Source organism: Gemmatimonadota bacterium (assembly GCA_016712265.1).
GTDB lineage: Bacteria > Gemmatimonadota > Gemmatimonadetes > Gemmatimonadales > Gemmatimonadaceae > RBC101.
This window is the reverse complement of record JADJRJ010000030.1, coordinates 636,593-660,215: the sequence shown is the minus strand read 5'-3', so window position 1 is coordinate 660,215 and position 23,623 is coordinate 636,593. Positions and strand designations below refer to the sequence as shown.

18 protein-coding genes are annotated in these 23,623 nt (G+C 67.7%); all 18 read left to right on the top strand.

Annotated features, from left to right (window positions below; genetic code table 11):
• Nucleotides 1-20 precede the first annotated feature (20 nt).
• The 18 genes from IPK85_18295 (at nt 21) to IPK85_18210 (ending at nt 23,439) form a co-directional block, all read left to right on the top strand.
• Entirely contained in the window at nt 21-2,525 is a 2,505-nt protein-coding gene (locus IPK85_18295; GenBank protein ID MBK8249330.1) for an ATP-dependent Clp protease ATP-binding subunit, read from the top strand.
• Nucleotides 2,526-2,608: 83 nt separating this feature from the next.
• Complete coding sequence (gene bamA, locus IPK85_18290; GenBank protein ID MBK8249329.1) at nt 2,609-5,038, top strand: outer membrane protein assembly factor BamA; 2,430 nt, start codon at nt 2,609-2,611, stop codon at nt 5,036-5,038.
• Nucleotides 5,039-5,047: 9 nt separating this feature from the next.
• Complete coding sequence (locus IPK85_18285) at nt 5,048-5,641, top strand: OmpH family outer membrane protein (GenBank protein MBK8249328.1); 594 nt, start codon at nt 5,048-5,050, stop codon at nt 5,639-5,641.
• Complete coding sequence (lpxD, locus tag IPK85_18280) at nt 5,638-6,720, top strand: UDP-3-O-(3-hydroxymyristoyl)glucosamine N-acyltransferase (GenBank protein ID MBK8249327.1); 1,083 nt, start codon at nt 5,638-5,640, stop codon at nt 6,718-6,720. Before IPK85_18285 ends, lpxD begins: the two co-directional genes overlap by 4 nt.
• Nucleotides 6,717-7,988, top strand: a complete 1,272-nt coding sequence (gene lpxC / locus IPK85_18275) for a UDP-3-O-[3-hydroxymyristoyl] N-acetylglucosamine deacetylase (protein MBK8249326.1) — start codon at nt 6,717-6,719, stop codon at nt 7,986-7,988. The genes lpxD and lpxC overlap by 4 nt, the downstream gene beginning before the upstream one ends.
• The gene (gene lpxA / locus IPK85_18270) at nt 7,985-8,761 is read left to right on the top strand and encodes an acyl-ACP--UDP-N-acetylglucosamine O-acyltransferase (protein ID MBK8249325.1); all 777 of its coding nucleotides are present in this window, start codon (nt 7,985-7,987) and stop codon (nt 8,759-8,761) included. The genes lpxC and lpxA overlap by 4 nt, the downstream gene beginning before the upstream one ends.
• Complete coding sequence (locus tag IPK85_18265) at nt 8,758-9,756, top strand: Gfo/Idh/MocA family oxidoreductase (protein MBK8249324.1); 999 nt, start codon at nt 8,758-8,760, stop codon at nt 9,754-9,756. Before lpxA ends, IPK85_18265 begins: the two co-directional genes overlap by 4 nt.
• Complete coding sequence (lpxB, locus tag IPK85_18260) at nt 9,749-10,861, top strand: lipid-A-disaccharide synthase (GenBank protein ID MBK8249323.1); 1,113 nt, start codon at nt 9,749-9,751, stop codon at nt 10,859-10,861. Before IPK85_18265 ends, lpxB begins: the two co-directional genes overlap by 8 nt.
• A 25-nt stretch (nt 10,862-10,886) precedes the next feature.
• The gene (locus tag IPK85_18255) at nt 10,887-11,477 is read left to right on the top strand and encodes a lysophospholipid acyltransferase family protein (protein ID MBK8249322.1); all 591 of its coding nucleotides are present in this window, start codon (nt 10,887-10,889) and stop codon (nt 11,475-11,477) included.
• Nucleotides 11,470-12,489 carry a tetraacyldisaccharide 4'-kinase gene (gene lpxK, locus IPK85_18250; GenBank protein ID MBK8249321.1) on the top strand — a complete coding sequence of 340 codons (1,020 nt, stop codon included), beginning with the start codon at nt 11,470-11,472 and terminating at the stop codon, nt 12,487-12,489. Before IPK85_18255 ends, lpxK begins: the two co-directional genes overlap by 8 nt.
• Nucleotides 12,490-12,521: 32 nt before the next feature.
• Nucleotides 12,522-13,829 (top strand): Glu/Leu/Phe/Val dehydrogenase, encoded by a 1,308-nt coding sequence (locus IPK85_18245; GenBank protein ID MBK8249320.1) that lies wholly within the window; start codon nt 12,522-12,524, stop codon nt 13,827-13,829.
• 66 nt (nt 13,830-13,895) lie between these two features.
• Complete coding sequence (locus IPK85_18240; protein MBK8249319.1) at nt 13,896-14,348, top strand: 23S rRNA (pseudouridine(1915)-N(3))-methyltransferase RlmH; 453 nt, start codon at nt 13,896-13,898, stop codon at nt 14,346-14,348.
• Nucleotides 14,349-14,377: 29 nt separating this feature from the next.
• A complete protein-coding gene (gene bshC / locus IPK85_18235) occupies nt 14,378-15,934 on the top strand; it encodes a bacillithiol biosynthesis BshC (GenBank protein ID MBK8249318.1) in 1,557 nt (518 codons plus the stop codon).
• Nucleotides 15,931-17,520: a murein biosynthesis integral membrane protein MurJ gene (murJ, locus tag IPK85_18230; protein ID MBK8249317.1), complete on the top strand. Its 1,590-nt coding sequence runs from the start codon at nt 15,931-15,933 to the stop codon at nt 17,518-17,520. Before bshC ends, murJ begins: the two co-directional genes overlap by 4 nt.
• 29 nt (nt 17,521-17,549) lie before the next feature.
• A complete protein-coding gene (gene uvrC / locus IPK85_18225; protein ID MBK8249316.1) occupies nt 17,550-19,415 on the top strand; it encodes an excinuclease ABC subunit UvrC in 1,866 nt (621 codons plus the stop codon).
• Nucleotides 19,416-19,441: 26 nt separating this feature from the next.
• Nucleotides 19,442-20,587 carry a threonine synthase gene (locus tag IPK85_18220; protein ID MBK8249315.1) on the top strand — a complete coding sequence of 382 codons (1,146 nt, stop codon included), beginning with the start codon at nt 19,442-19,444 and terminating at the stop codon, nt 20,585-20,587.
• Nucleotides 20,588-20,595: 8 nt separating this feature from the next.
• Nucleotides 20,596-21,780, top strand: coding sequence for a nickel pincer cofactor biosynthesis protein LarC (gene larC, locus IPK85_18215; protein MBK8249314.1), 1,185 nt, complete (start codon nt 20,596-20,598; stop codon nt 21,778-21,780).
• Between the two features lie 54 nt (nt 21,781-21,834).
• Nucleotides 21,835-23,439 carry a hypothetical protein gene (locus tag IPK85_18210; GenBank protein ID MBK8249313.1) on the top strand — a complete coding sequence of 535 codons (1,605 nt, stop codon included), beginning with the start codon at nt 21,835-21,837 and terminating at the stop codon, nt 23,437-23,439.
• Nucleotides 23,440-23,623 lie beyond the last annotated feature (184 nt).

Sequence of the window (23,623 nt, the reverse complement as noted above, 5' to 3'; positions counted from 1 at the left end):
GGTTATCCGCGAGGTATGCGATGAACGGCTACAACTTCACCGAACGTGTCCGCAAGGTCCTCCAGATGGCTCGGGAGGAGGCGCAACGCCTTCACCACGAGTATGTGGGGACGGAGCACATCCTGCTCGGGTTGATCCGCGAGGGCGAGGGCGTCGCTGCGGCCGTGCTCCAGAGCCTGAGTGTTGATCTGGACGACGTCCAGCAACGCATCGAGGAGACGGTCAAGAAGGGCAAGGCGGGGCAGACGATGGCACCTGACCTGCCGTACACGTCCCGCGCGAAGAAGGTGCTCGAGTTGGCGATGAGCGAGGCGCGCGAGCTCCAGCACTCCTACGTCGGCACCGAGCACCTGTTGCTCGGGCTGCTGCGCGAGGAGAAGGGGATCGCGGCCCAGGTCCTGACGGACGCCGGTGTGAATCTCGATGCGGCCCGCGCGGAGACGCTGCGGCTGCTCGGCACCGATCCGTCGACGAGCACCCCCACCTCGACCCCGACCCCGCCGCCAGCGGCTGCGCCGACGCCAAGCAGCAGCGCCAAAGGTGAGAAGAAGAGCAAGACGCCGGCGCTTGACCATTTCTGCCGCGATCTGACCCAATTGGCCGCAGAGGGGCAGTTGGATCCGACCATCGGTCGAGCCAAGGAAATCCAGCGCGTGATGGAGATCCTCACGCGTCGCAAGAAGAACAACCCGGTCCTCATTGGTGAACCTGGCGTGGGCAAGACCGCCATCGTCGAGGGGTTGGCCCAGTTGATTGCCGCCGGGGACTGTCCCGATGCCCTGCGCGAGCACCGCGTGCTGTCGCTGGACATGGCCGCGGTGATTGCCGGGACCAAGTACCGCGGGCAGTTCGAGGAGCGGCTCAAGGCGGTGATGAACGAGATCGCGCAGAACAAGCTTGTGATCCTGTTTATCGACGAGCTGCACACCCTTGTTGGGGCCGGTGCGGCTGAGGGCGCGATCGATGCCAGCAACATGCTCAAGCCCGCGCTCGCGCGCGGTGAGCTGCAGTGCGTCGGCGCCTCTACGTTGAATGAATATCGCAAGTACATCGAGAAGGACGGGGCCCTGGAGCGACGTTTCCAGACGGTGATCGTGGAGCCGCCCTCGATTGATGAGACGGTCGAGATTTTGAAGGGGCTGCGCTCGAAGTACGAGGACCACCATCGCGTGGTGGTGCCGGACGACACCCTGGTCGCGGCGGCGAAGTTGTCCGAGCGCTACATCACCGACCGGTTCCTGCCCGACAAGGCGATCGACGTGATCGACGAGGCTGGTGCACGCGCCCGGCTCGCGGCCCAGGTGCCACCGTCGGATGTCGCGCAGCTCAAGGAGGCGCTGGACAAGGTCAACGCCGAGAAGGAAGCGGCGGTCCGCGACCAGAACTTCGAGAAGGCCGCGTCATTGCGGGACCGGGAGCGCGAACTGCAGGGCGATATCCGGAAGAAGCAGGAAGAGTGGGAGAAGCGACGCCAGTCCCATCGTCCGGTCCTGGGCGAGGAGGAAGTGGCCTTCATCGTCAGCCGCTGGACCGGGATCCCGGTCACCCGGTTGCAGGAAGCGGAGAGTGCCCGCTTGCTGCGGATGGAGGAGGAGCTGCACGAGTCCGTGATCGCGCAGGAAGATGCGATCAAGGCGATTGCGCGCTCCATTCGCCGCAGTCGGGCCGGCCTCAAGGACCCCAAGCGTCCGATCGGCTCGTTCATCTTCTGCGGACCCACCGGCGTCGGCAAGACGGAGTTGGCGCGGGCGCTGGCCCGTTTCCTCTTTGCCGACGTGTCCGCGTTGATCCGCGTGGACATGTCGGAATACATGGAGAAGTTCTCCGTGTCGCGGCTCATCGGGGCACCCCCGGGATACGTCGGTTATGAGGACTCGGGCACGCTGACGAAGGCCGTGCGTCGCAAGCCGTACAGCGTCGTGCTGCTCGACGAAATCGAGAAGGCGCACCCGGACGTCTTCAACATCCTGCTGCAGGTCCTGGATGAAGGTCACCTGACCGACAACTACGGCCGGGTGATCGACTTCAAGAACACCGTCGTGATCATGACCTCGAACGTGGGGGCCAAGGACATCACGCGGAACAAGTCCGTGGGCTTTAGTGCGCCGGATTTCAAGGCGAACTTCGATCGGATGGCCGACAAGGTGAAGGAGGAGCTGCAACACACCTTCAACCCGGAGTTTCTCAATCGGCTCGACGACACGATCGTGTTCCACCCGCTGACCCAGGAGCACATCGGGCAGATTGTGGGGATCATGCTGAAGGAAGTCCACAAGCGGCTGGCGGAGGGCGAGCTGACCCTCAAGCTGACCCAGGCCGGGCAGGAGTTCCTGGTGAAGCATGGGTACGACGAGCAATACGGGGCCCGGCCGCTCAAGCGGGCGATCCAGCGCTACATCGAGGATCCCCTGTCGGAGAAGATCCTCATGGGCGAGTTCTCGAAGGGGGATGAGATCGAGGTGGACGTGGCCACGGACGGCCAGCGCCTCGAGTTTCGGGTCCCGAATTCCGTCCCCAAGGCGTAATCCTCCTGGCGGCTCGGCGTGTCCAAGGGGCGGCCCGGTTCACTCCGAACCGGGCCGCCCCTTCTGGTGTATATTGTCCGGCTATGTTGCGACGTCGCTTTGTGTTCCCCCTCCTGCTCGGACTTCTGGGCCGACCCCTCCTGTCACAGGAGGCTCCGGCGCAGGGGCGCTGTGCGACGCCGGACTCCCTGATGGTGCGGGGGAACAAGCGCCTCACGGAAATGAATGTCCTGGCGGAGTCCGGGCTCGTGGCCGGAACGTTGTTGAACTTCAAGGCTATCCAGCGCTCCATCCGGGCGCTGTACGAGTCGGGACACTACGAGCAGGTCTCGATCACGTGCGACCTGGACGATGTGCAGAACCGCGCCGCCCTGGTGGTGGAGGTGCGTGAACGACCGATGCTGGTCGAGGCGGATGTGAAGGGCGTCGAGCGATTGTCGACGGGCTCGGTGAAGGACCGGGTCGACCTGATCTACCAACGGCCGCTGGACCCGTCCGCGGTGGCACGCGTGGTCACGCGGATGGACTCGCTCTACGAGCGCAACGGCTACTACCTCGCACGGATCTTCGTGGACACGGTGGCGGCCGGCGATGGCGCGGTGCGCCTGACGTTTCGGGTCGACGAGGGCCGACGTTTGGCGGTGTCCGGCGTGCAGATCGTCGGGAACCGAAGCTTGAGTGCGTCCGACATCGCGGGCTCGATGAAGACGCGTCCAGAGGGCTTCTGGTGGTTCCGCAAGGGCGAGTTTGATGACGACAAGTTTGCGGGTGACTTGTCGGAGCGCCTCCCGAAGCTGTACGGCCAGCGCGGCTTCATCGATTTTCGGGTGTCGCGCGACACACTCATCATCGATCGAGAGCGCGGCAAGGCGCTGGTGCAGATTGAGGTGGACGAGGGGCCCCGGTACAAGGTCGGGGAGTTCATCATCAACGGGAACAAGCATTTCTCCACGGAGGACGCGACCCGCTTTTATCCGTTCGCGGATGAGAGTCGCACGATCATGTCGCGTGTGACGGATTTTCTGCGCCGGCGTACGCCGACGCCGGCCGGCGTCTTCGACGCGGGGCGCTGGGACGAGGCGCAGGGTCGGATCCAGAGTGCCTACGCGACGGACGGGTACATCTACGCCAACGTTCGGCCGGTGGTTGAGCGGCGGGTGCTGGAGGATTCGACGCGGTACGTGGACCTGCGCTGGGAAGTGGAAGAGCGCACCCCGGCGATCGTGAATCGGGTCGAGATCTTCGGGAATGACTACACGCAGGAGCCCTGCATCCGGGACCAGCTGGTGCTGCTCCCCGGCGACGTGTTTAACCAGGAGCGGCTGATCCGCAGCTGGCAGTCGCTCGGGAACCTCGGATTCTTCGAGACGCCGATTCCGCCGCCGGACACGCGCACGGCGAATGATCAGGGTGACGTCGACGTGATCTTCCGTGTGAAGGAGAAGCGGACGGGGAACGTCAATTTTGGTGCGTCGATGGGGCAGGGGACTGGGGTGGGCGGGTTCATCGGGTTGGACCAACCGAACCTGTTTGGCTCTTGCAAGCGGGGGTCATTGCAGTGGCAGTTTGGTCGCTTCATCAACGACTTCCAGCTGTCGTACTCGGACCCGCGGATCAGGCAGTCGTTCATCTCCGGCACGCTCTCGCTGTATCGGTCGCAGGCGCGGTATTTCATTGCCGACCTCGGGCGGTCGCTGCGGACGGGTGCCAACCTGCAAATCGGGCTTCCCGTGCCGGGGGATCGCTGGTCGCGCCTCTTCCTGTCGTATGGGGCAGAGAACGTGCAATTCGGCACCGGAGGCCTCCTCGGCGATGTCCGTGGCGAGTTCGGCAACGGGTCGTTCCGTTCGACCCTGGGGGCGCAGCTGACGCGCGACACCCGGATCGACCTGCCATTCCCCACCGCGGGCGTGCAGTACTCGGCGTCGGCCAACTTCAATGGCGGGATCCTCGGCGGATCGAGTACCTTCTCGCGCTACACGGCCGATGCTTCCGCGTTTGCGACCCTCGGCCAGGTGGGCGGCGACCGGCCTGGTTCGCAGCCGATCAAGTTCGTGGTTGGCCTCTCGACCAAGACCGGGACGGTCTTCGGGAGTACTGGTCCCTTCTTCTTCTCGCAGGAGTTCGCCCTGGGTGGTGTGCAGTTCGGCGAACGTCTGCGCGGTTATGACGAATTCTCGATCTCGCCGAACGGGTATATCACCGGAACGACGACCTTCAACGCGCAGCGGAATTCGTTCGGGCGTGCGTTCATGACGACCACCGCGGAGATGGGCGTGCGCCTGAACCAGGCCCTGTATCTCTCGGCGTTCTACGACGCGGGCAACGTATGGCGCCACCCGCGTGACTTTGATCCCACTCGACTGTTCCGTGGTGCTGGCATCAGCGCCTCAACGGTCACCCCACTCGGCCCGTTAGGACTGGACTATGCCTACGGGTTCGATCGGCTCGACGCGCAAGGGCGTCAGCAGCCGAAATGGCAGTTGCACTTCCGACTTGGACAGCTCTTCTAGGAGCCCATCATGACCGTCGTTCGTGGTATCTCGATCGTAGCCCTTTCCCTGTTCGGTGCGGTCGCGGGCGCCCAGCAGAAGATTGCCTTCGTCGATTCCCGCATCATCGTCCAGCGAGCGCCGGGCGCGATCGCGGCGCAGGCCGCCCTCAAGAAGGAGGGTGACGAACTCCAGGCGCGCGTGCAGACCTGGCAGGATTCGTTGAAGACCATGGTGGACGCGTACGAAAAGGCGAAGGCGACCATGCCGCCGGCCACGCGGACGTCTCGCGAGAAGGCGCTGCAGGACAAGCAGGCGGACTACGCCAAGCGGGCGGAGGAACTCGACCAGCAGATGCAGGTGCGCCAAGAGGAGTTGTCGCAGCCGGTGATGGCGCAGATTCGGGAGACGCTCGAGGAGGTGCGGGTGGAGGGTGGCTACACGGCGATCCTCGACGTCGCGGCGTCCGGGGTGATCGTTGCCATGGACAAGAACCTGGACCTCACGGAGAAGGTGATCGGCCGCCTGAAGCCGATTCCGGTGGCCACGAAGGCGGACACGTCGAAGGCTGCCGGCGCGAAGCCGGCGCCGGCGGGGTTGACGAAGAAGCCGCCGACGTTGTGACGGCGGTACTCCCGCACGACGCGGGAGTGAGCGGTGGGGGAACGCCTGAGCGGCGATCCCTCACCGCTCGACGCATCGCGGAACTCACCGGCGGTGAATTGATCGGCGATCCCGAGGTGGCCGTCCGTGCCGTTGCCCCGGTCGAGCGTGCGGGGGTCGGCACGGTCACCTTCCTCGCCAGTGCGCGGTACGCGGCGGCGTTTGCCGCGTGTGAGGCGTCGGTGGCGCTGGTGTCGGGTGAGTTGGCGGAGCTTCCCGGGGTGCCGACGCGCATCGTGGTGCGCAACCCGCATGAGGGCGTGCTCGCGCTGCTCCCGCACCTATACGAGGCACGACGGCGGCGCCCGGGGATCGATCCCACGGTTCGGCTTGGGCGTGGGGTGCAGCTCGGCGCAGAGGTGGAGATCGGGCCGTATGTGGTGCTGGGCGATGGCGTCGTGCTGGGCGATCGCGTCACCCTTGGCGCTCATGTGGTGATCGGCGATGGCGTCACCGTCGGCGCCGACACGCTGCTGCATCCGCACGTCACGGTGTACAGCGGGGCAACGTTAGGCGCGCGTGTGATCGCCCATGCCGGCGTGCGGATCGGGAGCGACGGCTTCGGCTACGTGTTTGGCGATGGGGTGCACCGGAAGATCCCTCACGTGGGGCGGTGCCTGGTAGGCGACGACGTTGAGCTTGGTGCCAATACGACGATTGACCGCGGGTCGATTGACGATACCGTCATCGGCGCCGGGACCAAGGTCGACAACCTCGTCCAGGTCGCCCACAATGTGCGCGTCGGTCGGTTGTGTCTGATCATGTCGCAGGTAGGCATCGCCGGCTCGGTACGGATCGGCGACGGGTGCGTGCTCGCCGGCCAGGTGGGGGTTGCGGGTCACGTCGCCATTGGGGATCGCGCCCGGCTGGCCGCCCAGGCTGGCGCCTTCGGCGACATTCCGGCTGGTGAAACGTGGTCCGGGTATCCGGCGCGTCCGCATCGCGAGGCGTTACGAGCGCAAGCCGCGATGTTCAAGCTCCCGGCGATGCTCCGACGCCTCGAACGCTTGATTGCCGGGGAGGCGGAGCGCGACGGATGACGGGGCGTCGGACGATTAGCCGTGAAGTGACCGTCGAGGGGATTGGACTCCATCTCGGTCAACCTTGCCGCCTGACCTTTCGGCCGGGGGGCTGCGGCACCGGGGTGCGGTTTCTCCGGACCGATCGTGCGACGCCGCCGATTCCGGCGCATGTCTCGGTGGCCGTGGAGGTGGAGCGTCGGACGCAGCTTGGCGAGGGCGACGACGCGTTGCACACGGTGGAGCATGTCCTGGCCGCGGTCGTTGCGGCGCAGCTGGACGACCTCGACATCGTGATGGACGGACCGGAGCCCCCGATCCTGGACGGTAGCGCCGGGCCGTTCCTGCGGGCACTTCAAGAGGCGGGGATCAAGACAAACGGCGGCATGCCATCGTCGCTGGTGATTCGCACGCCTTTTCGCATGGAAGACGGCGACTCGTGGTATGAGGCACACCCAGGCGACGGACTGACGGTTGGCGTCACCATCGAGTTTGATCATCCGCTGGTCGGGCGTCAAAGCGGGACGTGGCGGGTGAGCCCGGACGGATTTGCTGCGGAGCTGGCCGACGCGCGGACGTTCGGTTTTGCGTCCGAGGTGGACTACCTGCGGGGGCGCGGCCTGATCCGGGGGGGCTCCACGGACAACGCCATCGTCCTGGATGACCGCGGGGTCGTCGGCAACCAGCTGCGGTGGCCCGACGAGTTCGTGCGGCACAAGGCCCTGGATTGCGTAGGGGACCTCGCGCTGGCGGGGCATCGCGTGCAGGGACGCATCATGGCGTTCCGCCCCAGCCACAGCGGGACGGTCCGGTTCGTTCGGGAGTTGACTAAACGCGCGCAGAGGGAGTTTGCCATGATCGGGATCGAGGATATCATGAAGGTCCTTCCACACCGGTATCCGTTCCTGCTCGTGGACCGGGTGATCGAGTACGAGGAAGGCAAGCGGGTGGTCGGGATCAAGAACGTCTCGATGAATGAGTGGTTCTTTCAGGGGCACTTCCCGGGGCACCCGATCATGCCGGGGGTGCTGATCGTGGAGGCCATGGCACAGGTGGGCGGGATCCTGCTCATGGGGACCGTGCCGGATCCGGCGAGCAAGGTGGTGTATTTCACCGGGCTCGATGGCGTGCGGTGGCGCCGGCCGGTCAAGCCGGGGGATGTGCTCCGGTTCGAGTTGGAGGTGCTGCAACTGCGCGGGGCCGTGTGTCGCATGCGTGGCGTGGCCAAGGTCGATGGGACGGTCGTGTCGGAGATCGCGGAGATGTCTGCGATGTTGCGGGACCGATGAGCCGCACCATTCATCCGACGGCGCTGGTCTCGCCCAGCGCCGAGATCGGGGAGGAGGTGACGATAGGCGCCTTTGCGATTGTTGGCGACCACGTCAGCATTGGCGACGGGTGTGTCATCGAGCCCCGCGCGACGCTGGAGCGTAACGTGCGGCTGGCGCCGCGCGTGACCATCGGCTCGGGAACGATCATTGGCGGTGATCCGCAGGACCTGAAGTTCAAGGGCGAGGACACCTGGGTCGAGATCGGGGAAGGGACGCGCATCCGCGAATACAGCACGATCAACCGCGGGACCTCCCACTCGTGGAAGACCACGGTCGGCAAGGGGTGCTTCCTCATGTCGTACGTGCACCTCGCGCATGACTGCCACATCGGGGATGGGGTGATCATCTCCAACGGCACACAGCTGGCGGGGCATGTGACGATCGAGGATCGCGCCATCGTGTCAGGACTCGTGGCCGTCCACCAGTTCGCCAAGATCGGCAAGCACGCGTTTGTCGGTGGGTGTTCCCGGGTGGCCAAGGACGTGCCCCCGTTTATCAAGGCCGTCGGCAACCCGGTGAAGCTCTACGGGCTCAATAGCGTGGGGTTGCAGCGCAGCGGCTTCCCGGATGAGGTGGTCCGCGAGCTGAAGCGCGCCTATCGCCTGTTCTTCCGGTCGGAGCTCAACGTGTCGCAGGCCATGGCGCGGGCCCGCGTGGAGTTGCCGGCGATCCCGGAGATCGAGCATTTCCTGTCGTTCCTGGAAGACTCCGAGCGCGGGACGGTCGTGTGACGGTACGCATCGGGGTGATCGGGGCGGGGGCCTTGGGCTTTCACCACGTGCGCATCCTGCGCGAGGTGGAGCACGCCACGCTGGTCGGGTTCGTCGAATCGCGGCCGGAGCGCGCGGCACAGGTGTCCCAAGACCTTGGTGTGCCTGCCTTCCCGGACGCGGCGACCTTGATCGCGGCGTGTGATGCGTTGTCCATCGTGGTGCCGACGCCCGCGCATTTCGCCGTCGCTCGGGAGGCGCTCGCGAACGGGCGCCACGTGTTGATCGAAAAGCCCCTGACAACCACCGTGGCCGAGGCGGATGAGCTGCTCGCGCTCGCCGCATCCACCGGGGCCTTGATCCAGACGGGCCACGTGGAGCGGTTCAATCGGGCGATTCGCGCCGCGCTGCCGTATGTCGAGGCCCCGCGATTTATCGAGAGTGATCGCCTGGCGCCGTTCAATCCGCGCGGATCGGACGTGGCGGTGGTGCTCGACCTCATGATCCACGATATCGACCTGCTGCTGACCCTGGTGCGCAGCGAGGTGCTCGACGTGGCGGCGGCCGGGATCCCGGTGCTGACCCCGTTTGTCGACTTGGCGAACGCGCGTCTCACGTTCGGCTCCGGGGCGGTCGCGAACATCACGGCGAGCCGCGTCTCGCGGGAGCGCACGCGGAAGCTGCGGATCTTCCAACGGTCCGGCTACCTGTCGTTGGACCTCGCCGCGGGCGACGGCGAGTTCTACCGCCTGCGTCCCGGCATCAACCTCGCAGAGCTCGCGACGTCGCCCCAGCAGCTCGAGGCTTTCGTCGAGCGCATTCCGCTGGTGGCTCCCGAGGGCGAGCCGTTGCGCCTTGAGCTGCAGGCGTTCGTGGATGCCGTCCGTGGGGCGGCTCCGGTCCCCGTCAGCGGGCGGGATGGCCGTGACGCGCTGGCCGTCGCGTTGCGCATCATGGCGGAAATCGAGCGCTCGACCCCCGCCCTCGCGGCCGGGCCCGCGCCTTCGCGTGCGTGAGGTCCTGGTCTCGGTCGGGGAGGCGTCCGGGGACCTGCACGGTGCCGCCTTTGTGGCCGCCCTCCGCGCCCGTGCGCCTGGGCTGACGGTCTGTGGGTTGGGTGGGACTCGGATGGCGGAGGAGGGCGTCACACTCCTCGAGACACCGGGGCGAATGGCGGTGATGGGATTTGTTGAGGTGCTGGGGACGATCCCACACCACTGGCGGCTGCTGCGACGCATCGAGGCGAGGCTCGCGAGTGGCCGCGTGGGGCTCGTGGTGGTGATGGACTATCCCGGCTTTAACATGCGGGTGGCTGCGGCCGCGCGTCGACATGGTGTCCCCGTGTTGTACTACATCACACCCCAGGTGTGGGCGTGGGGAGCGGGGCGCCTGCCCAAGCTGGCGGCGTTGGTCGCGCGTGCCGCCGTGATCCTGCCGTTTGAAGCCGAGTTGCTCCGCGCTCACGGGATCGACGCCACCTTCGTCGGGCACCCGCTGCTGGACCGCATGGGCGAACTACCCACGCGCGAAGCGGCCCGTGCCGCGTTAGGCATCGCGCCGGGACGTCGCGTGCTGGCGTTGTTCCCCGGCAGCCGGCGGCAAGAGATCGCACGACATCTCGAGCCCTTCGTTGCGACGGCGCAGCGGCTGCAGCGGGAGGACCCTGGGCTCGACGTGGTCGTCAGCGTGGCGCCCGAGATCGCGCTCGAGCGCGAGCACTGTCCGTACCCGCAGGTGCGGGACGCGTCCTGGACCGTGTTGCGCGCCGCCGACGCCGCGCTCTGCAAGAGCGGCACCACCACGCTGGAAGCGGCGGTGGCGGCGTGTCCGCTCGTGGTGGCCTACAAGACGAGTGCGTGGACGTATGCGATCGCCCGTCGGGTCGTACGAATTCCGCGGATTGGGCTGGTGAACGTCGTCGCCGGTCGGGAGGTGGCGCCCGAGTTCGTGCAGGACGCCGTGACGGCCGAGGGCATGGCGACGGCGTTGGCGCCGCTCCTGGCGGAGACCCCAACGCGTGATGCCATGATCCGGGCACTCGCCGACGTGAAGTCGAAGCTCGGGACGCCAGGCGCCTCGGCGCGGGCTGCGGAGATCGCCGTGGAGCTGCTCAGTGGGTGAGCGGGCCTCAGGCGCAGGCCGGCGCTTGAAGATTGTCGTGGCCTCCGCGCTGGGTGAGTGGCTCGTCCGGCTACTTGGGGTCACTTGGCGGGTGCGATGGGAGGGGTCGATCCCCACCGGACCCGTGGTGTTGGCGATGTGGCATGGGGAACTGTTGCCGCTGGTGTGGGCGCTGAGAGGTCGGGGGATCGCTCCGCTGGTGTCGACTCACGCCGATGGCGAGGTGATCGCGCGCATCGTCCGCCGGCTGGGCTTCGATCCCATTCGGGGTTCATCGAGCCGCGGTGGTGCCCGAGCCCTGATCGAGGCCGCCCGTCGCCTCGAAGCGGGGGCCACCGTGGCCTTCACCACCGATGGCCCCCGCGGTCCGCGCAGGCAGTCGGCGCCCGGGGCCTTGGCGGCGGCGGCGCGCAGCGGGCTCGATGTCGTTCCGATGGGGGCCCTCGCCTCGAGGGCCTGGCGTTTCAAATCATGGGACCGCTTTGTCGTGCCCCAGCCGTTTGCCGTGATCACGATCCGCTGTGGCGCCCCGCTCCGGCACATTCAGTCCGGGGACACCGCTCGTCTCGATGCCGCGCTGCTCGCCGTCAGCGAACCGGACGCACCCAATGCGTGAGCCGTTCTGGTGGGGCGATGGATCGACCGCGCGGTTCGTTCGGCTGCTCATGGCTCCTCTAGCCGGCGCCTGGTGGGCTGCGTCGAAGGTGCGCAACCTGGCCTTCGATGTCGGGGTCGCCCCCGCACGCCGCAGCGAGATCCCGGTGGTCTCTGTGGGGAATGTGACGGTGGGGGGCACGGGCAAGACGCCGGTGGCCGCCTGGATCGCGCGCGAGCTGGCGCAGCGCGGTGTGACGCCGGGCATCGTGCTCCGGGGCTACGGACAGGATGAGAGCCTGGTGCATCGACTCCTGACCCCCGGCGCGGTGGTCATTGCGGATCCGGATCGCGCGCGGGGCGTGGCTGCGGCGCTTCAATCCGGGGCCAGGGTGGCCATCCTGGACGACGGTCACCAGCATCGACGGGCGTGGCGCGACTTGAATCTCGTGCTCGTGAGCGCCGACGCGCCGTGGCCACGGTGGACCCTTCCCGCCGGGCCACTGCGGGAGTCGTGGGGGGACGGGCTCGCCCGGGCCGACCTCGTGCTGGTGACCGCCAAGTCGGCGACCGAGGGTCAGGTCGCGGAAACGCTGGAGAAGGTGCGCCGCGTCGGCACCCCTCGTGCCGCGGTGCTGCGCATCAGGCTGGATCGTTTGCATCGTGTCGGGGGACATGAGGAGGAGGGGCTCCAGATGCTGGAGGGTCGGCGGGTCCTGGCCGTCAGCGGTGTGGCGAACCCCGGGCCGTTTCACTCTCAGCTGCAGGCGACCGGGGCGATGGTCGAGACTCTGGTCTTTGGGGACCACCACCCATATGCGCCCACCGATGTGGAGCGCATCCGGGCCCGTGCCCGTCAGGTGGACTTCGTCGTCTGCACCTTGAAGGATGCCGTCAAGCTTCAGGGCTCCTGGCCGCAATCCGGGCCGGGGCTGTGGTATGTTTCCCAGCGCGTTGAACCGATCGCCGGCGCGGCCGAGATCGAGGCAGCGCTCGACCGGGTCAGTTCGAGGCCCGATACTCCCCACACATAAACCCTCGCGGCACCTGCCGCCTCCCATCCCCCATGGCTAGCGACCTCCGCCTCCCGACGAACGCCATCGTCAAGCCGGACAAGGATCGATTCCTCAACGAAGACAACCCGTTCGAGGCGATGATGTCGCGCTTCGACCGGGCGGCCGAGCTGCTTGACCTCGAGCCCGGCCTGTACAAGGTGCTGCGCAAGCCGGAGAAGCAGATCATCGTCGCGTGTCCGGTGATGCTGGACAACGGCGAGATCGAGGTGTACACCGGCATCCGCGTGTTGTACAACACCTCGCGCGGCCCGGCCAAGGGCGGCATCCGGTTCGACATGCAGGTCAACCTGGACGAGGTGACGGCGCTGGCCGCCTGGATGACCTGGAAGTGCGCGGTCGTCAACGTCCCGTTTGGTGGCGCGAAGGGCGGCGTGATCTGCGACCCGCTCAAGATGAGCGTGGGTGAGCTGGAGCGCCTGACCCGCCGCTATACGGCAGGGATCATCGCCACGCTCGGCCCGGATAGCGACGTCCCCGCGCCGGACGTCAACACCAACGAGCGTGTGATGGCGTGGCTCATGGACACGTATTCCATGCACAAGGGCCACACGGTGACGGCGGTGACCACCGGGAAACCGGTGGAGATGGGTGGCTCGCTGGGGCGTCGCGAGGCGACCGGTCGTGGGTGCATGCTGGTGACGAAGGAAGCGTTGGCGCACCTCGGGATGAACGTGAAGGGGACGACGGTGGCGGTGCAGGGCTTCGGGAACGTCGGCAGCGTGTCGGCGCAGTTGCTCGCGAAGGAAGGGTGCAAGATCATCGCGATCTCCGACCGCACCGGCGGGTGGCACAACCCCGCGGGCCTCGATGTCGATGACGCGATCAACTACGTGAAGCAGCACAGGTCCCTCGAGGGGTACGGCAAGGGGGACCCGATCACCAACGAAGAATTGCTGACGCTCGACGTGGACGTCCTGCTACCGGCCGCGCTGGAGAACGTTATCACGACGAAGAATGCCGCGAAGGTGCGCGCGAAGGTGATCTGCGAGGGCGCCAACGGCCCGACCAGTGCGGCGGCCGACGCGATCCTCGACGAGAAGGGGGTCTTCGTCATCCCCGACATCCTCGCCAACGCCGGCGGCGTCACGGTGTCGTATTTCGAGTGGGTGCAGGACCGTGGCGGCTACTTCTGGGACGAGGACACGGTCAACGACCGGCTGCGCAACATCATGGTCAAGGGGTTCCGCGACGTCCTCGGCCTGTCGAAGCAACACAAGGTGAACATGCGCACGGCGGCCTACATGGTCTCGATCAGCCGCGTAGCGACGGTCCACCGGCTCCGCGGGATCTACGCGTAGGTCGAAGGTGTCGGAACATGAGGCGGGCGACCTGGCGCGAGTGTCGGGTCGCCCGTTCATGCTTTTATGAAGTTCCGCGTGGCGTGCGTGGGGAGGCCGCACGGCGCCCCCCTGGCGGCCCTCATCGCGGACTACGAGCAGCGGGCGGCCCGGTACTGGCCCCTCGAGGTGGTCGAGGTACGCGAGGCGCGTGGGCGCGAGGCCGACCAGGTGCGGCGGCTTGAGACCGAGCGCCTTCGGGAGACCTGTGGCAGCTCCTTGGTCGTCGCCTGCGATGAGCGCGGCCGGGCCATGGAATCGGTGCCGTTCGCCACGCAGATGCAGGGGTGGCGCGAGGCGGCGCGGGACGTGACGTTCGTCGTCGGGGGCGCCCACGGGCTGGATCGCGAGATCCTGGCGCCGGGGCTCATCCTGCAACTGGCGCCGTGGACGCTTCCCCACGAACTTGCCCGACTCATCCTCGCCGAGCAGCTGTACCGGGCGGGGACCATTGTTAGGCGGGAGCCCTACCACAAGTAGTCCGCCTCCACCACACCGAAGACGTCGCGATGGACGGTTTGCAGGTCGTTTCCGAATCACTGGGCGGATCCGCGTTGGCGCAACGGGGGCTCGCGGGCGAGCTCCCCGGGTGGTTCGTCCCTCGCCCCGGCACGGCCGACGCCTGGCGCGCGCGGATCGACGCGACGGCGCGCGCGGGGGCGTGGCTGGACGCGCTGGAGCCCGCCTTTGGCGCCTCCGGACGCGGGTCGTCCCGATTACGGGACGTTGCCGCGGCCGGTGGCGTCGTGGTGACGACGGGCCAGCAGCCGGGCTTGTTTGGTGGACCGCTGTACACCCTGGCCAAGGCGCTCTCGGCCCTGGAGCTGGCCGACGCCCTTCAGGCAACCACCGGACGTCCAGTGGCGCCGGTCTTCTGGGCGGCCACGGACGACGCGGACTTTGTGGAGGCGTCGCGCGTTTGGGCGCGCACGGCCAGCGGCGCGGCGGAGCTGGTGCAACAGCAGGTCCCAACCGATGGCGTCCCCATGGCTGAGGTGCCGTTGGAGGGGACCGAGGAAGCGCTCGCATCGCTGATCGAGGCCTGTGGATCTTCGGCGGATTCGAGCCTGGTGCGCCTCCTGCGCGAGGGGTATCGCGCGGGCGCGACCGTGGGTGGTGCCTACCTCGACTTCCTGCGCGGGGTGCTGGAGCCCCTGGGCATTGCGGTCCTCGACGCGTCGCACCCTGCGGTTCGCGCCCGGAGTCGCGGGATGCTCGAGCATGCCCTGCGGCAGGCGGACGGGGTGAACGCCGCGCTGCGTGCCCGCGAGGGTGAAATCGTCGGGGCTGCGCTGCAACCGCAGGTGGGCGCCATGCCGGAGCTCTCCCTGGTTTTCACGCGGAGCCAGGGGCGCAAGACGCGAGTTCCAGTGGGCGATGCGCTGACCACGGCCGCGGACGCGGGATCCTCGCTGTCGCCTAACGTGTTGCTCCGCCCGGCGCTGGAACGGCAGCTGCTGCCCACCGTCGCGTATGTGGCCGGCCCGGGTGAGTTCGCCTACTTCGCCCAGGTCACGGCGGTGGCTGCAGCGCTTGGTTGGGCGTTGCCGTTGGCCGTGCCGCGGTGGTCGGGGACGGTGCTTGAGCCGGGCGTCCTGCGGATGCTCGCTCGATGTCGCACGGCGTGGCGCGATCTTGCCGTGCCGCATGCGGCCGAACGCGCGATCGCCAAGGAAGCGTCACCACCCGGGTCGCTGGAGGCCATCGCGGCGATGCGCGCGACGGTCTCGTCGGCGGGGTCGACGATGCAGACAGCCCTGACCACCTCGGCCGCGCCGCTGGATCCCCGCGTGGTCGAAGGGACGTTGCGCCAGATCAACTGGCGGATCGACCGGCTGGAGCGGAGGTTGCTGGCCAGGGTCAAACGCCGCGAAGCCGACCTGATGCTGGATCTCGCGCGGGCGCGGGGGGCCCTCTTTCCCGGGGGCATGCGCCAGGAGCGCGCGCTCAGTTTCGTTCCGCTGATGGCGGTCCACGGGGACGCGCTGCTCGCCGCGATGCGCGCCGGAGCCCGTCGGCACGCCCAGGCGCTCGTTGCGGGTCAGGCACCGCCCGCGGATCCATGAGCGACTCGGCACGCACCGGCGGGGCGGGCCGGGGCGGGGCGGTGGCAGTCGCCGCCGGGATCCTGGCCAGTCGCGTGCTCGGCCTGGTGCGCCAGAAGGTGTTCAACCACTTCCTCGGGGCGGGCACCGCGGCGGACGCCTTCAACGTCGCGTTTCGCATTCCCAATGTGCTGCAGAATTTGTTTGGGGAAGGGGTGCTCAGCGCGTCGTTCATCCCGGTTTACGCGCGATTGCGTGCGGGGGCGGACGATGCGCGCCGTCGTGAGGTGGCGGGGGTCGTCTTCGGCGTGCTCGCGCTCGGCGTCGGTGTCCTCGTGCTCGCCGGCGTCCTCGCGGCGCCCCTGGTGGTGCGGCTGCTCGCGCCCGGCTTCACCGGTGACCAGCGCGACCTGACCATCCGCCTGGTGCAGGTCCTTTTCCCGGGCGCGGGCCTGCTGGTCCTTTCGGCCTGGTGCCTGGGCGTCCTGAACACCCACGGTCGCTTCCTGCTCTCCTACGCGTCGCCGGTGGCGTGGAACCTGGCGATGATCGCTGCACTCCTCGGTTGGGGCGAGCGGGAGACCTCGGCGCGCCTCGTCGTGATCCTGGCCTGGGGGAGCTTGATCGGGAGTGCCCTGCAACTGGCTGTGCAATGGCCGTCCGTCCATCGCCTGCTCGGGGCATGGCGCCCGCGCCTCCGCTCGACGAGCCCGGAGGCGGCGACCGTCTTTCGCAACTTCTGGCCCGTGTTCGTGGGGCGCGGAGTCACTCAACTCTCCGGATTCGTCGACGTGATGGTGGCGTCCACCCTCCTGCCCGGCTCGGCCAGCATGCTGGCAAACGCGCAGGCCGTTTACATGCTGCCGGTGAGCTTGTTCGGGATGTCCGTCTCGGCTGCGGCACTACCTGGTTTGTCAGCCGTGGCGGGGGACGCGTCGGAGGAAGCCAGGGTGTCCCTGCGCGGGATGCTTGATGCGCGGCTCCGTCAGGTCGCGTATTTCGTCATCCCATCTGCCGTGGCCCTGGTGGCGCTTGGGTCGGCAATCATCGCCCTCTTGTTCGAGGGGGGGGCCTACGGGGCTACCGAGGCAGCATGGCAACGCTGGACCCTGGCCGCCGCGGGGCCCGGCCTGTTGGCTGCCACGCTCGGACGATTGTACGCGACCACGCTGTTCGCCCTGCACGACACGCGCACGCCGCAGCGCGCCGCGATCACGCGTGTGGCCTTGGCGGCCGGGTTTGGAGTCGCGGCCGCGTCGTGGGGCGTCCCCGCGGTCGGGCTGCACCCACGGTTCGGGATCGTGGCGCTGCTCGCGGCCTCCGGCCTTGCTGCGTGGGTGGAGTGGGCGATGCTCCGGCGCCATGTCGCGCGGCGCCTCGGCGCAGGTGCCCCGGCGTTGACGGCTTTGCTGCGCGTGTGGGTGTGTGCGCTGGCGGCGGCCGGTGCGGCGCTGGCCGCATCGGCGGCGCCTGTCGCGGGACAGGTGAGTGCCCGGTGGCTCGCACTGATGGCGCTGGCCGTCTACAGCGTCGCCTACCTGGTCTTGACGCTGTGGCTCCGTGTCCCCGAAGCCCGAAGCTTCTCCGCGCGCCTCCGGCGCCGCTAGGCGCTGGCGCGGGTCGCTATCGTTCGCTCATGAGCTGGGATCCACCCCCGTCGGTTGCGGCCAAGCTGCCGACCCTTCCCGAGACCCCGGGCGTCTACCTCTGGAAAGACACCGCCGGGGTGGTGCTTTATGTCGGCAAGGCCAAGCGCCTGCGCTCCCGCGTGCGGAGCTACTTCGCCTCGGACCATGAGGCGAGCGTGAAGACCCAGCTGCTCGTGCGGCTCATCGCGTCCCTGGACACGATCGTCGTCCCGAGCGAGGCCCATGCGCTCATCCTCGAGGCCAACCTCATCAAGGAGCACCGGCCGCGGTTCAACATCTCTCTTCGCGATGACAAGTCGTACCCGTACATCAAGGTCACGCTGAACGAGCCGTTCCCGCGTGTCCTCGTGACGCGGCGGCTGGTGCACGACGGCGCCCGGTACTTCGGGCCCTACACAGACGTCGGTGCGATGCGACGCGCGCTGAACCTCGTAAAGCGCATCTTCACGGTGCGCTCCTGCCAGTATGCCTTGCCCGAGGACGCCCCAGAGCGGGCCTGCCTGGACTACCACATTGGACGGTGCAAGGCACCCTGCGTCGGTTACCAGGCCGATGCGGAGTATCGCGGGATGATCGATGAGGTGGTGCTGTTCCTGGACGGCAAGGCGCAGGAGGTCGTGCATCGCGTCCGCGAGCGCATGACGGCCGCGGCGGCCGCCCTCGACTTTGAGCGCGCCGGGGAGTATCGCGACGCCCTGCGGCACCTGGAGCAGATGGAGGAGCCTACCGTCGTGGTGCAGGTGGAAGGCGGCGACCGTGATGTCATTGGCTACGCCCGTGATGCCGGCGACGCGTGTGTGGTGGTCATGCGGATCCGCGGCGGCAAGTTGCTCGCGCGCGACCAGCGCTTCATGGACAACATCGAGGGAGAGTCCGACGAGGCCGTCCTGGCGGCCTACCTGAACGGGTGGTATCGCGCCGCCGGCGAACGTGCGGACGAGCTGCTGGTCCCGTTTGACTTCGCTGATCGCGAGGTGCTCGAGGGCACGCTGGAGCGGACCCAGGTCCTGGTGCCCCAGCGCGGGCCGCGCCGTGAGCTCGTCGCGTTTGCCGAGCAGAATGCGAGGCACCTGCTCGAGGAGTTCCGGCTCGCAGGCCTGGAAGTGGAGGAGCGTGCGGCGAGCCCGGTCTACGAGCTGCAGCGCGAGCTTGGCCTGCCGCGGCTTCCACGGTCCATCGCCTGCTTTGACATCTCGACGGCTCAGGGGACCGACACGGTCGGGTCCTGCGTCTGGTTCGAGAATGCGCGCCCGCGCCGCGGCGAGTACCGCAAATTCAAGGTGAAGACCGTCGTCGGGACCGACGACTTTGCGTCGATGCGCGAGGTGGTTGGGCGCTTCGCGCGGCGGCGCCTCGACGAGGGGAAGGGGATGCCGGACCTCATCGTCATCGATGGGGGCAAGGGCCAGCTGCAGGCGGCCATCGATGCCCTCACCGACGCCGGGGTCACCGACCAGCAGGTGATCAGCCTGGCGAAACGAGACGAGGAGGTCTTCCTGCCGGGGCGCAGCGATCCGGTGCGGCTGCCTCGCCGGTCTCCCGCGCTGCGTACGCTGCAGCAGGCCCGTGACGAGGCCCATCGGTTTGCCGTGACGTTCAATCGCGCTCGGCGCACCGCCCGCACCATCACATCCGAGCTGCTCAAGGTCCCCGGGGTCGGTCCCCAAAAGCGCCGATCACTGCTGCACCGATTCGGGTCGCTGCAGGGGGTGAAGGACGCGGCCCCGGAGGACATTGCATCCCTTCCGGGGTTCTCGCTCGTGACAGCCCGGCGCATCCTGGACGCCCTGTCGGGGACGGCGCCGGCCGTGCCTAACGAGCCGCCGCTTGCTCCGGGCGAGCCCACGGGCTAGCATCGTCCAGCCCTTGTCCCGATCCCATGTCCTCCTGGTATCTCGAATGTTCGTCGTGCGGCGCTCGCGCCGAGCAACATGCCCCCGTTGGCCTGTGCCCGGCGTGTACCCAGCCGTACCTGGCCATCTACGACGGGGCGCCACCGCGCCGCGAGGACCTGCTTTCCCGCTGGGACATGTGGCGGTATGCGCCCGCTTTGCCCCTGCTGGAGGGTGAGGCGCCGGTGACGCTGGGGGAGGGCTGCACCCCGCTGACCGAGTTGCCGGCACTTGCCGACGAGGTCGGGGTGCGCCGCCTGTGGGTGAAGGATGAGGCAGTCAACCCCACCGCGTCCTTCAAGGCGCGCGGCCTCGCCGCCGCGGTAACCCGTGCGAAGCACCGTGGTGTGCCCGGGCTCGTCGTCCCCACCGCCGGGAACGCCGGCGCTGCCCTCGCCGCTTATGGCGCGGCCGCAGGCGTTCCCGTTCGCGTGTACGCCCCCGAAACAACCCCGCGCCCCATCCTGGACACCATCCGCGCCATGGGCGTTGAGCTGATCACCATCGACGGCCACATCGGGGACGCAGGACGGATGAGCGTCGCCTTCGCGGCCGAAAGTGGGTACTTCAACGTGGCCACGCTGCGCGAGCCGTACCGCGCCGAGGGCAACAAGACCCTGGGACTGGAGCTGGCCGAGCAACTTGGGTGGCGACTCCCTGACGTCGTGGTCTATCCCACCGGCGGTGGCGAGGGCGTCATCGGGATGTGGAAGGTGTTCAAGGAGATGATCCAGTGGGGATGGCTACCGCCAGAGACCCGCTTGCCGCGAATCGTGGTGACGCAGTCGACGGGGTGCGCGCCCTTGGTCCGTGCCTTTGACGCCGGCGCGGATCGCGCGACCCCGTGGGACAATCCGGTCACGCATGCCTCAGGGTTGCGCGTCCCCGGGCCCCTGGGCGATCGACTGGTGCTCCGTGCCATTCGGGAGACGGACGGCATCGCCGCGGCCGCCGACGAGGACACCATTCGCGCCTGGACGGCCCAACTGGCCTCACGGACCGGGATCGACGCCGCGCCAGAGGGTGGCTGCGCCGTAGCGGTGACGGCGCAGCTGGTTGCCGCCGGGCGGATCGCGCGCAATGCCGAGGTGGTTGTCTACAACACGGGCAGCGGCGCCTCCTACCGCGCCTGAGCGACAGGATGTCCCCTTTCGCCATCCTCGATCCGTTCAGCGGGATTTCTGGGGACATGACTCTGGGCGCGCTGGTCGGCGTGGGGCTCGACCCGGGATGGCTCCGCGCGTTGCCTGGACGACTCGGTCTTGATGGAGTCGAGGTGAAGGTCTTTTCGGTGAATCGCGCCGGACTCGCGGCGACGAAAGTGGAGTTTGTGATCCCGGATCAGCCACACGGCCGACACCTCTCGGAGATCCGGGAACTCGTGGAACGCGCCGACCTGTCGTCCGAGGTGAAGCGGACCGCGGATGAGGTCTTCAGCGGGATCGCGATGATCGAGGGCGAAGCCCACGGTGTTTCCCCCGAGGAAGTGCACCTCCACGAGGTGGGGGCCGTGGATGCGATTCTCGACGTGGTGGGGGTGACTGGGGGCTTTGCCGAACTCGGACTGTCGGAGGTGTATTGCGGCACGATTTCATTGGGCGACGGGTTCGTCCGGGCGGCCCACGGGGTCCTGCCGGTTCCCGCGCCAGCGACGTTGCGGCTGCTGGAGGGCTGGCGGGTGCGTCCGGGCCCGGAGGGTGCGGGTGAGCTGGTCACGCCGACGGGGGCGGCGTTGGTTCGCGCGCTGGCGCGGGGAGCCCCTCCGGTCACCTACGTGCCACGCACCGTCGGCCTTGGCGCCGGGACCCGGGACCTGGTTGAGCGGCCCAACGTCCTGCGGGTCATCGTCGCCGAGCATCCCGATCGGGTGGGCGGGGAAGAGCGTCTGGTCCAGCTGGCGTGTGACCTGGACGACATGACGGCCGAGGGGCTGGCGGCCACGGCAGAGCTCCTGCTGGGGGCCGGGGCGCTGGACGTGGTTGTCCTGGCGACCCACATGAAGAAGGGACGTCCGGGGATGCGTCTGGAAGTCTTGTGCGCTCCTGACGAAGTTTCCCGGCTGGAATCCCTGGTGTTCCAGCACACGACGACCCTGGGGGTGCGTCGGGTGGGGGTGGAGCGACGGTCGCTGGAACGCGTCGGGGGGCGGGTGGAGGTGGACGGCCACGGGGTGCGCGTGAAGGTGGCCACGCTGCCTAACGGGGACCGGCGATGCAAGCCGGAGTTTGATGACGTCGTGGCCGTGGCGCGGGCGACCGGCCGGACCACGACGGATGTGTCCCGCGCGGCGTTGGCCGCGTGGAACGATCGTGGCGGACGTGTGTAGGAATTCCACTCGCGCGACCCCCCTCGCGCGCTCACCTGTACGGAGATTCAGTCGATGACGTGGAGAAAGCTCTCGCCGGCCCTTGCCCTCATGCTGGCTGTGCCTGGCGTGGCGGTCGCGCAAGCGGCGTGCAACATCGAGCTTGGCAAGCCGGGCCAGGTGAAGGACGCGAACAGCGCCCTCGCCAAGCTGGCCCTGTTCCAGGGCAAGCCGGACCAGATGATGACGACGGTGAAGGAAGCCCTGACCAAGCTGGCCAAGGACGAGGCCAAGGTGATCGCGGCGAACCCGGTCGGTCGGGCCATGACGTTGGGCAACGCCTATGCCGAGTTGGCGTCGCTGCCCGAAGGCAAGGCGCCGCTGTCCCGTGCAACGCTCGGGCTGGCGGGTGAAGGCACCATCGACCTCCTGCTGGCCGCGGACTCGATGTACGACGTGGTCGAGGCCTCGAACGCCGCCTGCAAGGAGCAGACGGAAGAAGGGCGTCGGAAGGTGTACGCGGCGCTCGTCAACGAGGCCGTGAATGCCTACAACGGGCAGAAGGTCGACGAGGCGATGGAGCTGTCCAGGCGCGGGCTGGTGATCTACGACGGCTTCAAGCTCGCGTACATCGCGCACAACCTGTTGGGGAACGCCCTGCAGTCCAAGGACGACCTCACCGGCGCCGTCGAGTCCTTCATCAAGATGACGGACCTCCAGAAGGGCGATACGGCGCTGGTCGATGAGCGCCGGTCCACCATGACGAACGTCGCGATGCTGATGCTGGCCCACGCGGAGAACCTCGAAGGGGACGCGAAGGCCAAGAAGATCCAGCAGGCGATCGAGTACCTCGGGAAGTACAATGCGGAATTCCCTGGTGACGCCAAGGCCGAGGCGACCCTTGCCCGTGCCCAGATCATGACGGGGGACGCCGGGGCCGCGCAGAAGGTGTTCGCGGACATGATTGCCAACGCGGCCAAGTACACCGACGTCGCCCTCTTCGACGCCGGCGTCAACGCGGCTCGCGCGGAACAGGCGAAGGAGGCCGCGGCCCTCTTCGAGGCGGGACTCAAGAAGAACCCGTATTCGCGCGATGGCCTCTTCAACGTGGCGTTGACCCTCCAGAAGCTCGAGCGCTACCAGGACGCGGACGGCTACATCCGTCGGCTCCTCGCCATCGATCCGGAGAACCAGGAAGCGTATCAGGTGATGGCGTTGAACTATCAGTCCGACGCCAAGTCCGTAAAGGCCAAGGTGGATTCCCTGCGCAAGATCGCGCTCGATGCGGCCAATGACAAAAAGACCACCATGGCGCAAAAGAACGCCAAGGCCGCCGAGGTGAAGACCCAACTGGATCCCGTTGAGTCGAAGTACAAGGCGATGAACGACTCGCTGCTCGTTCACTTCACGCGGTACCAGAACGCGAAGGCGAAGATGTCGTTCAACCTCTGGAGCCACGACGGGACCAAGCACGTGCTCGCCGGGCAGGTGGACAACCTCTCGGAGGCCGCAGCGGACTACACGATCAAGTTCGAGTTCCTGGATGCGGCCGGCACCGTCAAAGGCACGAAAGAGACAAGCCTGGCCGGCGTCGCTGCCAAGGGCAACAAGGCGTTCCGCGTGGAAGTGGAAGGAGAGGGGATCATCGCCTTCCGCTACGCACCGTTCTCGGGATCCTGACCCGAGCAGTTTGCCAACGAACAAGGCGGCCCCACCAGGGGCCGCCTTGTTCGTTTCAAGGCAGGACGCCTCGTGTTCGTTGTCCGCTGAATGTCTGAAGTCTATGTGCTGCATTGATATCGGCCCCCTCTCTTGCTACGTTCCTTGAGCCCCGTTCGGGCGTCATCCGGCGCCACCTTCTGCT

Excerpts from the sequence above, each read along its gene's own strand:
- lpxA (MBK8249325.1), top strand. The coding sequence starts at position 7,985 with ATGAGCCGCACCATTCATCCGACGGCGCTGGTCTCGCCCAGCGCCGAG.
- IPK85_18295 (MBK8249330.1), top strand. The coding sequence starts at position 21 with ATGAACGGCTACAACTTCACCGAACGTGTCCGCAAGGTCCTCCAGATG.
- IPK85_18285 (MBK8249328.1), top strand. The coding sequence starts at position 5,048 with ATGACCGTCGTTCGTGGTATCTCGATCGTAGCCCTTTCCCTGTTCGGT.
- IPK85_18220 (MBK8249315.1), top strand. The coding sequence starts at position 19,442 with ATGTCCTCCTGGTATCTCGAATGTTCGTCGTGCGGCGCTCGCGCCGAG.
- lpxC (MBK8249326.1), top strand. The coding sequence starts at position 6,717 with ATGACGGGGCGTCGGACGATTAGCCGTGAAGTGACCGTCGAGGGGATT.
- lpxK (MBK8249321.1), top strand. The coding sequence starts at position 11,470 with ATGCGTGAGCCGTTCTGGTGGGGCGATGGATCGACCGCGCGGTTCGTT.
- uvrC (MBK8249316.1), top strand. The coding sequence starts at position 17,550 with ATGAGCTGGGATCCACCCCCGTCGGTTGCGGCCAAGCTGCCGACCCTT.
- IPK85_18210 (MBK8249313.1), top strand. The coding sequence starts at position 21,835 with ATGACGTGGAGAAAGCTCTCGCCGGCCCTTGCCCTCATGCTGGCTGTG.
- IPK85_18240 (MBK8249319.1), top strand. The coding sequence starts at position 13,896 with ATGAAGTTCCGCGTGGCGTGCGTGGGGAGGCCGCACGGCGCCCCCCTG.
- bshC (MBK8249318.1), top strand. The coding sequence starts at position 14,378 with ATGGACGGTTTGCAGGTCGTTTCCGAATCACTGGGCGGATCCGCGTTG.
- IPK85_18245 (MBK8249320.1), top strand. The coding sequence starts at position 12,522 with ATGGCTAGCGACCTCCGCCTCCCGACGAACGCCATCGTCAAGCCGGAC.
- bamA (MBK8249329.1), top strand. The coding sequence starts at position 2,609 with ATGTTGCGACGTCGCTTTGTGTTCCCCCTCCTGCTCGGACTTCTGGGC.
- larC (MBK8249314.1), top strand. The coding sequence starts at position 20,596 with ATGTCCCCTTTCGCCATCCTCGATCCGTTCAGCGGGATTTCTGGGGAC.
- murJ (MBK8249317.1), top strand. The coding sequence starts at position 15,931 with ATGAGCGACTCGGCACGCACCGGCGGGGCGGGCCGGGGCGGGGCGGTG.